Below are 14,835 nucleotides of genomic sequence, written 5' to 3'. Positions count from 1 at the left end.
TGCCTGTATAACCTTGATAATTATCTTGTAAATAGGCTTCCAAACCTACTTGCTCATATCGCTGCCGATAGTTCCTCACTGTTCCTTCACTGATGCCTAAACTGGCACTAATCACCTCCATACTTTGACCCAAATGAAGCATTAAAAGCACAGTTATCTTCTTGTACGCTCTGGCATAGCGTTCATTGTGTTGTAACTCCCTTAGTAAATCATAGTCTGCTTGTGATAACATTTTTACTAATTTGATTACCAAATATTGTACTTTTTTCGTAATTTTCCTAATCCAAATTTCAAAACCTTTTACTTTTTAGTATAACTACCCCTGACGGAACTAAATATTACTTTGGAGAAAGTAATGCTAAGGAATATAGTGCTTCTTTTCGCAACGCCTTTACTACAACTGATGGAGATTATATCTGTTCGTCTTGGTACTTGACTAAAATAGAATCTATACATGGATATACGATTACTTTAGAATATCAAGATGAGGAGTATTCTTTTTTCGACTTAGCAGGAGAACAGTATTTCTTACCTCTTAACCCAGCAGACATTTGTGGAGCATCAGCCAAAGGAGTAACTTTTACCTCTGTTAAAGGGAAAAAACTTTGGCGTATAGTTGCTGAGCACACCATAGTAGAGTTTCATGCTAATACCAAAAGACAAGATTTAGCGGCTAATATCAGTTCTTACAGTACAGAATATTATGACTTACCAGCAGACCAAGCAAGTGATATAACTTACCCTAAAGCTCCTAAAAAATTAGATAAAATTCTTATCAAAGATAAATTAGGCAATACTCAATTATGGAAGGAGTTTTTATTAGAACATACTTACTTTGAAGCAGAAACTCAAGAAGATAATGTACCTATCTTCAATAAGCAAAAATTTCGTACAGATAAAAAAAGACTTAAGTTAGTAAGTCTAATAGAAAGAGATTATACCACGCAACGCACTAAACCTCCCTACTTATTTGAATATGACGAAAAAGATGCTTTAGGGCAGCAAGCAAGACTTCCACGCAGAATATCACTCGCACAAGATAGGCAAGGGTATTACAACGGATATTTTAATAATTTGACTTTGGTAGATTTTAATGGGGTGTGTGCTAATGGTAATAGCCCTAACAGAAATCCTAATTTTCAATATGCAAAAATTGGCATACTAAAATCAATTGTTTACCCCACAGGAGGAAAGACTACCTTCTCTTATCAGCAACATTTAGAAAATGAATATACCCCTATCGGAGGGCTACGGATATACGAAATTCGTGATAATGATGGAATAACTAATATAGAGAAAGTAAGAAGATATGAATATTTAGGAGGAACTCTATATTCTCCTTTGATATATCGCTACAATATTTATTTTCAACAATTTATCCTTCCTAATGGTCAAGCTTTTTGGGAAATTTATCCTACTACCAATGCACAAGGAGCACCTGCACCAGCCATCCAAATCTTATCTTCTAATACAATAGTACCTATGCAAACGACTCAGGGCTATCATATTGGTTATGCAGTGGTAATAGTAAGAAATATAGGGAATAATGGAAATAATGGTTATACAAGGTATCAATATGACCAAAGTTATGTTCCCTATCCAGCTTATGGTTCTGATTATGTCAAAATTCCTAACGACCCTTACTATGATGGAACAGTTACAGGTTTTCCAGAAGTACAAAGCCAAATTTATAAAGGTTATCCTTTGCGTCCTCCTCTACATAAATATCAGAGAGGTAATTTGCTTTCAGAAATAAATTACACAGAAGACAATAAAATAGTATCTCGTACTGATTATGAGTATGAAGGGTATAATTATTTGGTAAAAAACATGAGAGCTACCAAAGTGGAATTAATTAATAATAACGGTGAATACCTCCCATACGTTCACTATCCCTTGTATTCAGGCAAATCACGTCTTATCAAAAAAATAGAAACCATCTACAACCAAAATGCACTGACCGCTACAGGAGGCGATGGGGTAACTACTACTACGGAATATATCTATCGCAACGACCCTGTGAATACTAAGGTACACCTCCAACCCATAGAAACACGTACTTCTACCTCTTACCCGAACGAGTATGTAGTCAGCAAGATGAAATATGTACCTGATTATACCATTCCTGCGGGGACTACTGACCCTGTGGCTTTGGGGATAAAAAACCTGCAAGACAAGCACATCATCAGCCCTGTGATAGAGCAGTATTCGCTTCGGCAGACCATTGAGGCGAATGGGACGGTAAGCAATATAAGAGTAACTGGTGGTTCTATTACGGTTTATAAGCCCAACCAGCCCGTTCCTCATGAGGTACGCACTTTGGACATCAATGAGGCTATCCCCCCTACTACGGGCGCAGATGCGGCTAATGTATTCAAGGAGTCTGCCATGAGTACGACTAACATGACCAATACCTTTATCCAAGACGGCAGCTATACGACTAAGGCAGAGTTCGTAGCTTATGATGCCCAAGGAAACCTATTGCAACATAGAAAAGCCAATGATGTCAATACGGTTTACATTTGGGGATACAATGGGACGCTACCGATAGCCCAAGTCGTGAATGCGACTACAGCCCATGTCTATCATACCAGTTTTGAGGACATAGCGGGTTCGGTAGCTGGAGGGAAAACAGGGAAATATTGTAGGCAAATTAATGGAAATGCTTACACGCTTCCCAATTTGCCAGCTTTCCCTGCTGTGAGTGCTACTACTAACCAAAGCAACGGCTACGGAGCGAGGTATGTGCTTAGTTTTTGGTACTGCAATGGCGACCCTACCCAGCTCTCGGACTGGAGGCTCTTTGAGCAAGCCTACACTACCGCCCCTACACAGATACCCGCAGGCTACCAATTCATAGACGAGGTTCGCATTTTCCCTGAAAGTGCCATGATGACTACTTATACTTACGAGCCTTTGGTAGGGGTGCTGTCTATCACCGACCCTAATAATACCTCTGCCTACTATGTCTATGATGAGTTCCAACGCCTGAAAATGGTCAAAGACCAAGACGGGAATATCTTGCAAAAGACTCAGTATCACTACAAGGGACAGCCAATGAAGGGGGAATGAGGAGTTATGAGTTATGAATTAATGCAAGTAGCTGATAATTAATATACTACTAACCACCAACAACTATCAATTGAACTATTTAACAACAAAGATATATGAAACAATATTTAATTTTTCCAATATATATTTTCCTGCTCTTGTTTTTACTTTTAAATGGGAAACAAGGGTATGGGCAGTGTCCTGCGCCTCCTTTTTGTACACAGCCTCCTGCCAAACCCACTATCAATATAGTAGGAGGCACAATAATAGAAACAAGGAATGTAAAGGTCATTTCTGAAAGTGGAAAGAGAATTATTGATGGAATTAATAGAATTTTAAATGGTACAACCACTACGAATAACTCTGACCTATCTGTAGTTCTTATCCCGCCTTCTGAGTCTGCAAATTTTAGCGGTTTAAGTAGGATACCAACAGGAGTAGCGATTAATAGAGCAGCACATAATGCAGGCAATGCAAGCTATTTAAGAATAGTATGGACAACTAAGTCGCCCTACGGAGTTGGGAACTATAATTATTGTTGTAATTATGACGAAGAAGGTACTGTCTTTCCTGTCTATCAGCCTTGCTGGGATTATGAAGATACCAATTATTTACCAGAAAGTATTGGAAATATTGGCACGAACGCAATGTATCGCCTTTGGTATCCTGTGGGCATACAACTGAAAGATGTTGTCTCTATTAGCTATGATAATGCTTTTGTAGAGCCAACTACGGGGGTAAATTGTACTGGTTGTTTGTCAGAATCTTGTAGTACATTTAATAATGCGCCACCATGTTGCGGGAATAATTATTGTTATGATAATATTTCTACAGATATACCTTTAGTTTTCAATATGATAAATGGCAGTAAAATAACTGCTTCATTTAGGTCTGCTTCTCAGCATAAAGAGCGTAATTATCTACGTTGGAAAAATGAAGGAACTATAAAGAAAGTAGCACTTAATAGTTCTCAAAATATTTCTTTAGCGGTCAATTCGCCAATTGGAGGGTACACCTACAGATGGGCTAAACCAGACGGGACAACTTTTGTAGGAACAAGTATCAATGTTACCCAAGCAGGGCATTACTCTGTTACTGCAATCAGTGGCACTAATTGCCAAACTACCTCCACCGAAATCATAGAGGTCGTACAGCAGTTTGATATTCTGCCTATTGCGATTACCCATGTAGATTGCAAAAATGCCTGTGCAAGTGCTGACGTACCGAATAGTTTAGGAAGTATTCATTTGAGTGTTTCTCCGTATAGTGGGGGACAGACCTACACTTTTGCATGGAGCAGAAATGGGCAGCCTCTAAGCAGCGACAAGGTGAGTAGTACAACTTCTACCTCTGTAGCAAGTAACCTCACCGAAGGCACTTATACCGTAGTGATTACCGACCAGCAGAGCGGCGCAGCGCGCACCGCTACCTACAACATAGGCAAGAGGGTAAGTTGGCATTTTTTAGGAAATAACCCTCCTAATCGCTCTTTTTCTGATGGGGACTGGATAGAGAAAATATTTACCGAAGCTCCCAATTCAGGAAATATACACTTTGGCTGGTCAAAAACTGCGACCACAGATAACTCTACCAATATTGCAGGGCTAAACTTTGCCTTTGCTATGCAAGGAACGACTTTGAGGATAGTGGAAAGTGGTACTATCATCAATGTGCCTAATATGCCCACACTCCAGATGAATGATGTATTACGCATCAAAAGAGAAAATAATCAAGTCAAATATTACTACAATGGAAATCTGCTCTATACAAGTAGCACTATCCTAAATGCAGAAGAACAGCTATTTCTTACCAGAGCAAGTACCAATATCAGTAATAATGTAGTGGACAACATAGGTGTTTCCTTCTGCCCTGCTTGTACCGATGAGCAATACAATTTTATCCGTACCCAAGTATTCCAAGTACCTGTCAAAGAGGGAGATGATCTCTCGTGCATGGCGGTAGGGGAAGTGCTGACTACCACCCAATACTTTGATGGCTTGGGCAGACCTATCCAATCGGTTGCTCATGAAGCCTCCCCAAGCAAGAAAGACATTATCCAACCCATAGAATATGATGCTTTTGGTAGACAAGTCAGAAACTACCTACCCTATACAGAAACTGCCCAAGATATATGCGCTCGCTATCGCACTGATGCTTTGACCAAGCAAGCAGACTTTTATAGCGGTGCAGTCGCAGGTGTACCCGCAGATACCAAGCCCTACTCCGTTACGGACTTCGAAGCCTCCCCCCTCAATCGTGCCTTGAGGCAGTTTGGCGTGGGCAATGCTTGGCAGGCACAGGAAGGAACGCCTTGGAACATAGCCAATACCCCTGCAAGTGCGGACAAAAGCGTAAAAACAAGGCAGCGAGCTACTGGTGGGGGCTTTACGCGCAAGTTTGTCTATGACAAAGCTACCCAAACTTGGTCAGGAACAGATACTTATGCCAAAGGAGAGCTACTCCTTACGGAGGTATGGGACGAGGACAATAAGATGGTGGAGGAACACAAAGATTTGGAGGGGCGGCTAATCCTTAAAAAAGGAAAGTTAGGCACGGAGGACGTAAACACCTACTACCTCTACGATGACTTAGGAAGACTGGTGTGCGTAATTCAGCCAGAAGGTTTTAAGGCACTGGCAAGTCCTGGACCTAACCAATACAAGTTTACAGACATAGAGGCAGCTACGCAGATAAATGCTGACATCAGGGACAGGTTCATGTTCCAATACCGCTACGATGCCCGCAATCGCCTCATCAGGAAGTTTGTCCCTGGAGCGGAGCCAAGCACTTCCGCAGACTGGAAGGGCTGGACCTTCATGGTCTATGACAAGAGAGATAGAGTCATTCTTACCCAAGAGCCTACGCAAAGAATAAGTCTTACTAATGGTAAGTGGATAAATACCAAGTACGATGCACTCAACAGACCTGTGTTAGTTACGGAGCTTACCAACTATACGAATAAGACGCAAAATAGCTTGCAAAACGATGCCAATCAAAGTGTTTTGTCGCTCTTTGAAATCAAGCAAAATAATGACACAGATGATAGGTTTTATACCAGAAATCTCTCTTACCCGCAAATTACTTCAGGAAATACCCTTTCTATCAATTATTATGATAGCTATGACATAGATGCGAATAATAATTTTACCAATGACATAGATGTAAACTTAGATGGTACACTCAATGACATTCCTTACCCCGTCAGCCCTAATGACCTCATAGACCCTGCCAATAGCCCATATAGCAAGCAAGTAGTCAATGCGAATACTCTTTATGTCAATAGAGGCAAGTTGGTCATGACCAAGCAGAGAAAAATGCTTACCAATGCGACTACGGGAGCAGTGATTTTTGCAAGTAGTACAAATAATCCTCCTTCTTATATCATTACAGTAAACTTCTACGACAAGTATGGTAGGCTTATCCAATCTCATGCCGATAATATCAGAGCAAGTAACACCACGCGAAACAAAGAAATCAGCACTATACGCTACGATTTTACGGGGAAAGCCTTAGAAACTCGCTTGCGCCACAGGGCTACAGGAAGTGCCGCCACTGCCCAAACTGCCATAGTCAATAAGCAAATGGAGTACGACCACGCTGGCAGACTCAAAAGACTCTACAACCAAATAGACGGGCAGGCAAAAGTCCTCATGGCTCAGAACGAATACAACGAGATAGGGCAGTTGGTCAAGAAAAATATTCACTCCTTAGATGAGGGCAGTGCTTTTATGCAAAATGTTACTTATGATTATAACATCAGAGGCTGGCTGACTTTCATCAACAAAAACCCCGCCACCAACAACATCAGCATCGCTACTAATGCCCAAAGTCTTTTCCGCATGGAACTGCGCTACCTCAACAACTACAACGGCAACATCAGCACTATGCTTTGGCGAGGCAACAAAGCCCCAGAAGCAGGTAATCCCTACAATGGCAATCTCGTTAGGCAGTATGCTTTTACTTACGATGGGCTAAATCGCCTCACCAGAGCAAACTATACCGTAGGTGCTGGGGGATTGGCAGGTGAGAATTACAGTGTAAATAATGGGACAGCCGCTAATGGAATTAGCTACGACTACAACGGCAATATCCTCAACCTCCAGCAAAACGGTCCCACCACCTTTGATGCCAACCAAGTCCCTACTGCCTTTGGGGTTATAGATAACCTGACCTATGCCTACAGCGGCAATCGCCTCATGAGGGTGACAGACGCAGGGGACAATACCGCCAATACCCCCGCTACCCAAAGAGGCGACTTCAAAGACGGTACCAATACAGGCGATGACTATGCCTATGACCACAGCGGCAACCTCATCGCTGACCTAAACAAGGGCATTAGCCTGATAACCTATAACCACCTAAACCTGCCTATGCTCATCAAAAAAGATGCAAATAACTACATCTACTACGTTTATGACGGCAGCGGAGCAAAGCTGAGAAAAACCGTCGTGGAAGCTGGAGTAACCACCACTACCGACTACATAGGCAGCTTCGTCTATACCAAAGTGGGTGCTGCCCCCGAAGACTACTTCATGGCGACCGAAGAAGGCAGAATCGTATCACCCCTCTCCATTGGGGGAGGGGCAGGGGGTGGGGCTGTATTCGGCTCTCCAGAAACCTACGAATACACCTACAAAGACCACCTTGGCAATGCAAGGCTGGCTTATAGGCAAACACCTATCACCCCTACTGCTCCTATTACGCTTACTTATGAAGCCTCCCCAGGACAAACCACAGAAGAGCAGAATTTCCCTGCTTCATGGGCAGTAAAAGTACAAGGCGAAGGCTACCGCAGTAGCAACAGTGGCAAACTGCCTACGGGTACGATTACCCAAGCAGGAAGCAAAAAAATCACTGCCAGCGCAGGGCAGAGCCTCAGAGTGTCCGTCAGGGCTACTTACAATACCGACCCTGTGCAAGTCCAGTACATGATAGCCCAAGCAGGCGGCACGATAGAAGACCAAGACAAGCGCGAGAAGCCCGTCCTTCCTCCTAACCGCTTGACCCTAAATAGCCCCATAGTAGTCATTCCTGCCCAAGCCCAGACCAATATAGGTGAGGTCATCATTCCGCCCTCTCCCCCAAGAATAAATCTGATAGGCATAGGGCAAATTCTTGGAAAAACCCTATCTTTGCAAAGAAAGGCAAAGGACGACCCAGCTACGCCTTACCAAGGCGACTTAGGGCAGATGAATGTCTTAGGAATGCAAAGCACTCCCCCTGCCTCTACTGCCAAGCTGGTCTTAGAGGTCTATAACGGCAATAGCATCATAGGCACGCAGGAGCAGTATGTAACAGGGGCAGGGCTTACTTCATGGGAAGAACTCAGTATCGGCATGACCTTGCCAGCGAACACCACCAGCATAGTCGCCTACATGAAGTATGAAGGGGGGACAGAGGTCTATTTTGATGACCTCAAAATAGAGCTGAGTGCTGTGCCAGTAGCGATGGTAGTGCAAGAAAATCACTACTATCCCTTTGGCTTGGGCATGAAGGGCTTGGATTATGTGCAGACTCCTGCCAAAGAGAGTAAGTTTCAGTTCAATGGGGTAGAACGTAACACAAGCCTAAGTCTGAATGTCATGGAAACACAGTTACGTATGGGTGATACACAAACAGGTAGATGGTGGCAGGTCGACCCCAAACCAAATTACATTGAAAGTGTTTTTGTCATGATGGGCAATAATCCTATGAGATATGCTGACCCAAAGGGGGATACGCTTCGGTTTAGTTTTAGGACAGGCTTTTTAGGATTATTTGGCAAGAAAGCTCATGTAAACTATATTGATGGTAATTTAAAAAATAGAGATGGTAGTCTTTATACTGGTAAAACTACAAGCTTTGTTAGGAATACAGTAAGAAACTTGAATGTTTTAGCAAACAATGATGTATCAAAGGACTTACTTAATTCTCTTTCTATTGATAAAAGAACGATTAATATTAAAAGTGGAAGCAAAGACGAATTTAACCCAATACCTAACAAAGATAAAACATTTAGTCTAACATTAACAGGAAAAGGACCCAGTAGTGTATTTAATGTAAATAATAATAATACATCAATTCCTTCTTCTATCACTCTTGGACATGAATTATACCACGCATTTGATAGGTTTAAAAATAGTTATGTAAATTTTCATCCAAGCACTGGCTTCTGGTTTACATCACAAATTACAGGTAAACCTATAGTTACTTCTGAAATAGGAGCTACTCATTTCGAAAATAGATTACGAGGCAGTATGGGATTACCTTTGAGAGGTGTTTACGAGGAAGGTAATAGTAATAGTCAAATTCTAACATCTGGTAATCATAGCCTCTTCTATAAATTACCAGTGATGTTTGATAATCCTGGCACTGGGTTTACAGAAGATGCGCTTATTCATTATAATTATTACAATGATTTTCGTTCAGAAGGACAAAGAGAACCTTAAATTTATATAGTCATGAAGATAAGTCTTTTTTCTATTGTGTCTATTACTTGCATTTCTTTTTTCTACCAATGTAAATCAATTCAAAATGAATTTACAATCATCAAACAGAAGAAAGAAAGCAATTGTGATAATAGCAAAGATAATTTACCATGTGAGAGTTATACCCTACTAAAAAATAAATTTCTTTTTAATGGGTATGGAACAATTATCATGGATACAACAAATGAAATCAATCGTTTTAGATTAAAAGGTGAAAAATTTTATATCATAAGTATCAATGATATATTCAAAGCAGAACAAATATTAGAGCAACATCAAAAACAAAAATATCGCAAATATTATAGGCAGTATTTTGGTATGATAACTTCAGCAAAAGATACGATTGTAAGTATCACCTATTTAGATTTTCAAAACAATAAATTTGCTAAAAAAAGATTCCCATATTGGGAATATGTGAATTATGCAGATATTATTCCATGTATTGATTGTGATTATCCTAATGTAATTGTTTATCTTGTTAATATTTCAAGGAAAACTTTTGCAATAGATAAATAACTTCTATAACTCCTGTTAGTCCCGTTAGTCTGCATTTGCAATGCGGACTTTCTTTATTAAGGATTTGCAATCCGACTATCCTTTCAGACTCGGCATGATGGGCTTGGATTACACAGCACCAAGTCCTAATACAGAGAATAAGTTTACCTTCAACAGCAAGGAGAAGCAGACTGAACTTGGGCTGCATTGGCACGACTACGGAGCGAGAAACTATGATGCTCAGATAGGAAGGTGGCATAGTATAGACCCGCTTGCTGAAAAAGGTAGAAGGCATAGCATTTATTCATACGTTTACAACAATCCTATTGTATTTATTGACCCTGATGGGATGATGCCAAAATATAACTGGAATACAGGACAGTATGAAGAAGAAGATGGGACTGTTGTAGGGTGGGGATATATGCAATATTATTTGAGTGGGTCAAGCAGTCAGTCAAGTCAAGGAGGAGGTCCCAAAACCAAAAATCTAATGATATTTATTGATTCAGAGCAACAAGAGTACGTAATGAAAAGTCAGGATGCTATTAATGAAAACTGGCACTATTATAATGCAAGTAATCTGACAGAAGCAATGTCCTTTTTAGAATCTTACGCAAAGCAAGTTGGTGGACTCGCAAACTTGATAGTACGTTCTCATGGTTCAATTTGTTCTCTGGCATTGGGTTTAGCAGAACAAGAATCACAGGCAGGAGGAACAAATGGGAGTCATTTTACATATCAAAATGCAGATGCTGTTATACAAAATATTGCAAATAAGCAATATGGTGTTGATTTATATAATGATTTACATCCAGCGGATAAAAAATCATTGAATGCTCTGCTGACATTTGCAAGAGCGATGAACGAGAATGGGAACTTAATATTCACTGGTTGTCGTTCAGGCGAAGAGAATGGCAAATTTGGTACTTCTTTAAATTCTATTTTTAAAAGTATTTTAGGGAGTGTTAGCTTTAATATTTATCTTAATGCTGATTACTCTACAAGATATTCGGATGGAGTGCTTGATTTACCTATGACAAGCAAGGATTATTATTCAAAAGGATGGTTCAAAATTAATAGTAGTGGAGTTCCTTCTCCAATAAATGGAGCATTACAACCTAATAGCAAAGGAGAACCTATAATGGTTGTGGAACCAGCTAATATAAAAGATTAGATGCAGGCTTTTGATTTTAAGCAGTTTACGATAAAAACTACCAACACTAAAACCTTCAAGCAAATGAGAAAAATCGCTATAATGTGCATAATATTTCTAATCATAGTCCTTTTTATTGACTTAAAAGGATATACACAAGTAAATACACTTTCTGTCAAGCAGATTTACTCCCTAACGAAATATTTTAAAAAAGAGAAATATGGGAAAAATGAAAAATTTAAGTCTTTTAAATCTTTTGATTTATTTAATTTGAAAGGATTAAATGTTTTAGATGCAGATACAACCAAAGAATATCAAGTGCATTACTGCGAAAATAATCATACTGCATGGATTCGGTATCTGAATCATAAGCAAAAACTAAGTTGTGAGATAACTCCTTATCAATATGATTCCTTGAATATTATCATCTATGATTTTGCGGCAACATCAGATGTTTCTGATAGGTACAAGGAAAAGAAAAAAACTCATGTACTTATCAATGGTGTTTTATTGGCAGATAGAAATGAAAACCAATTCATCTATTTTGAGGTTTCAGATAATCCATTTGGTTCTACTCCAAATCTTAATAATATCAAAAGCATTATGTTATTAGATGCTAATCTATTCCCTATCAAGCGTTTGGTTTATTGCAATAAAAAATTATTATATAAAACAGAATTGATTTATACAAAAGATAAAATAAAAGAAATAATATTTTATCCTTATGAGGCAAACTCCAATTATGAGCTTAATAATCTAAGTTTGAAACAAGTTTACATCTTATTTCAGGGAAATGACACCAAGCAAAAAGAAGTAAGAGATATTCCATACAAAAAATCTATCCATATTCCTCTTTGGCAACAGCAATTTCACTTTAATAGAACATTTGAGGAATGCTGTGATTGTGAATAGAATAGGTTTTCTTTTTTGCAGTCGTCAGTATTCCCCCCCGTTCTGCGTAGAGTTTAGCGAAGCAACTCTACGCAGTTTTAAAAGCAAATCTCCCCTTCGGCTTGGGCATGAAGGGCTTGGATTATGTGCAGAATGTAAGTCAAGAGAATAAATTTACTTTCAATGGACAAACGGAGAAGGAAACAAAGCTAAACCTCCACTGGCATGAAACAGCGTTCAGAAGCTATGACCCGCAACTGGGGAGATTCCACCAGATAGACCCGCTGGCTGATTTGTTTACAGGGATTAATCCTTATCAATTTGGATATAATAACCTGATTCTGTTTAATGACCCGACGGGGTTAGTTGCTGCACCGTCAGGAACTAATAGAATAAACTCCTTAATCAATGATGATGATATTAGTGCGGGTTTGCGAGCGCAAACAAAACCCTCAGGAAAACTGAACTTAAGCGCTGTAAAAACAGAAAGTAAGACAAAACAAAAAGGTGAAAATAAAAATGACTGGCAACCCTTGAATGCTCTAAAATTTGACGAATTAAGTGGTAAAAATAAAGATGAATCAGGATTTGTTTTGGAAAATGTTTGGTCAAGATGGGCAGAATCAAGCACTTCATTTACCTCTTTAGGATATGAACGACAATCTTCAGATGATAAATACCCTGCTCCTGATTGGAATAGAAAAGTTGCATTTGATGGGAAATCAAAAGGTTATGATGTTTCATATTTTGACCCTAAAGGAAAGGGAAGTATAGATGTTAATATTGGAATTGCTCTTTACGAAGTTAAGAGAATAGAAAGAGCAATATTGTATAAGAATTATAAAAACATAGGGGCAGAAGTTGATGCAATATCCCATAATTGGAGAAAAGAAACAAGCAAAAGAGCTTCTTTTTACTATTTAATAACTACTGCCGATGTAACTAATGTTTCTGATATAACAAATTATGCAGAAACAAAAAATGTAAATTTTGGTCATTATGTGCCATATTACAAAATAACAGAAAGTAATATTATCATGATAATGTTTAAAGCAAGAGTGGAAGTATGGATGCTTGGCTTCTATCTTGGTTATAATGATTTTGATGTGCTTGGAGGAAATAAGAATGGTGTAAAAATATATCCATAAACATTACGCTATGCCTAATATTAAAAACTCGGTAAGATTTTGTTTTAAAATATAAGTATATTTATTATCAATTATTTATAATCTTGCCGAGTTTCTAACTAATTTACAAAAATTAACTATGCAAAAAAATCTACTTTTACCTGTTTACATAATCATACAAATATTTATGACTACAGAATTCAGAACATCGCAAGAGTACCAATCTTTTATTTTACAATGTGATATGCCAACAGAGAAAATATCGGAGCTTTCTTCGGATGGTTGCGAGTATATATACATATATAATATTAACCAAATAGCTTATTTTAATTATAATAAAAATAAAGGATGGGCAACATCTTATTCGATTGCACAAAATCAATTGTCTTCTCAAAGTATTGATTTAAGGCGAATTTTAACAAAACAAACAGTAGGAATACAATATTCTCGCATCAATTATTTAGAGGCTGATGATAGTTTATTTATGTCCTTTGATGCTAATGAGCATAAGTATATGAGTATTTTGATTAAACTCTATGGGAAAGATATAAGTTTTAAGGAAATGTTTGCTTCAGATGATTTTTTAAATAATTTGAGTATAAAATTAAGCCTAATGGACAAGGAAGAAGTAATGAAATATGAACTTCCTTTATTATTCCTATTTGTTGATTATGCAAAAAAAACATATTCTAACTCTATACAAGCTATTAAAGTAAAAAGTTTTCTTAAAGAAGAATACAAAGCAATTACTATAAAAAGTAAACATGGGAACATCATATATTTATCAGATATGTTGTTTAGGGTTTTATTCCCTGAATATGGAAGAGAAGACTATATTGAAAACGAAGATGATAGGAGAATAACTTTAACCATATTAAAATCATATTTAGATTATCATAATTCGGATAAAGTTTTTCAGGTATGGCACGAATAAATCCTGTTAGTCCGCATTTGCAATGCGGACTTTTTTATTGAGGCTTTGTAAGCCAAGTTTGTCATGTATGTATAATCTTGCCTTTCTATTCCAAATTTGCCCATGATTTTCACTATCTTTGTCTAAAACAACATAGAATATGATAGCACAAAAATACATCAATCCTTTCACTGACTTTGGCTTCAAGAAAATCTTTGGTGAGGAGGCAAACAAAGACCTGCTCATTGATTTTTTGAACGAACTGCTCACAGACAAGGGCAAAATCATAGACCTGACTTATTTGAAAAGTGAGCATTTAGGCACAACCGACTTAGATAGAAAGGCAATCTTTGACCTATATTGTGAAAACGAAAAAGGAGAAAAGTTCATTGTGGAAATGCAAAGAGCCAAACAGGATTTTTTTAAGGATAGGAGTTTATACTACGCTACTTTTCCCATTCAAGAACAGGCAAAGCGAGGTGATTGGAACTATCAATTGAAAGGGGTTTATTCCATAGCCATTACTGATTTTCTCATAGATGATGACAAAGCAAACAGAGGCAAGATAGTGCATGACATCAGACTGATAGAAAAGGAAACACAAAAAATATTTTATGACAAACTCCGTTTTATCTATGTAGAAATCAAGAAGTTTGATAAGACCTTAGAGGAGATAGAAACGCATTTTGACAAGTGGTTGTATGTGCTAAAAAACTTAGTAAAAATAGAGGAGATACC

9 protein-coding genes are annotated in these 14,835 nt (G+C 38.4%); 8 read left to right on the top strand and 1 reads right to left on the bottom strand.

The window, feature by feature from the left end:
* On the bottom strand, positions 1-232 hold a 232-nt coding region (locus tag BM141_RS20865), incomplete at its 3' end, for a helix-turn-helix domain-containing protein (protein WP_143091046.1).
* 200 nt (positions 233-432) lie between these two features.
* On the opposite strand from BM141_RS20865, the gene BM141_RS20860 reads away from it, so the two are divergent.
* The 8 genes from BM141_RS20860 to BM141_RS20825 form a co-directional block, all read left to right on the top strand.
* On the top strand, positions 433-3,072 hold the full coding sequence (locus BM141_RS20860; protein ID WP_091549398.1) for a hypothetical protein: 2,640 nt from the start codon (positions 433-435) through the stop codon (positions 3,070-3,072).
* Positions 3,073-3,167: 95 nt separating this feature from the next.
* Entirely contained in the window at positions 3,168-9,479 is a 6,312-nt protein-coding gene (locus BM141_RS20855; RefSeq protein WP_143091045.1) for a DUF6443 domain-containing protein, read from the top strand.
* Positions 9,480-9,491: 12 nt separating this feature from the next.
* Positions 9,492-10,034 (top strand): hypothetical protein, encoded by a 543-nt coding sequence (locus BM141_RS20850; protein WP_091549396.1) that lies wholly within the window; start codon positions 9,492-9,494, stop codon positions 10,032-10,034.
* 94 nt (positions 10,035-10,128) lie between these two features.
* The gene (locus BM141_RS20845) at positions 10,129-11,187 is read left to right on the top strand and encodes an RHS repeat domain-containing protein (RefSeq protein ID WP_221407726.1); all 1,059 of its coding nucleotides are present in this window, start codon (positions 10,129-10,131) and stop codon (positions 11,185-11,187) included.
* Between the two features lie 63 nt (positions 11,188-11,250).
* Positions 11,251-12,078 carry a hypothetical protein gene (locus tag BM141_RS20840; RefSeq protein ID WP_143091044.1) on the top strand — a complete coding sequence of 276 codons (828 nt, stop codon included), beginning with the start codon at positions 11,251-11,253 and terminating at the stop codon, positions 12,076-12,078.
* A gap of 107 nt (positions 12,079-12,185) precedes the next feature.
* Positions 12,186-13,205, top strand: coding sequence for an RHS repeat-associated core domain-containing protein (locus BM141_RS20835; RefSeq protein ID WP_091549393.1), 1,020 nt, complete (start codon positions 12,186-12,188; stop codon positions 13,203-13,205).
* A 166-nt stretch (positions 13,206-13,371) separates the two neighbouring features.
* Positions 13,372-14,118, top strand: coding sequence for a hypothetical protein (locus BM141_RS20830; RefSeq protein WP_143091043.1), 747 nt, complete (start codon positions 13,372-13,374; stop codon positions 14,116-14,118).
* A gap of 139 nt (positions 14,119-14,257) precedes the next feature.
* On the top strand, positions 14,258-14,835 hold a 578-nt coding region (locus tag BM141_RS20825), incomplete at its 3' end, for an Rpn family recombination-promoting nuclease/putative transposase (RefSeq protein ID WP_091549391.1).

It is taken from the genome of Thermoflexibacter ruber, assembly GCF_900113045.1.
Lineage (GTDB): Bacteria > Bacteroidota > Bacteroidia > Cytophagales > Thermoflexibacteraceae > Thermoflexibacter > Thermoflexibacter ruber.
This window is presented reverse-complemented; position numbering and strand designations above follow the sequence as displayed.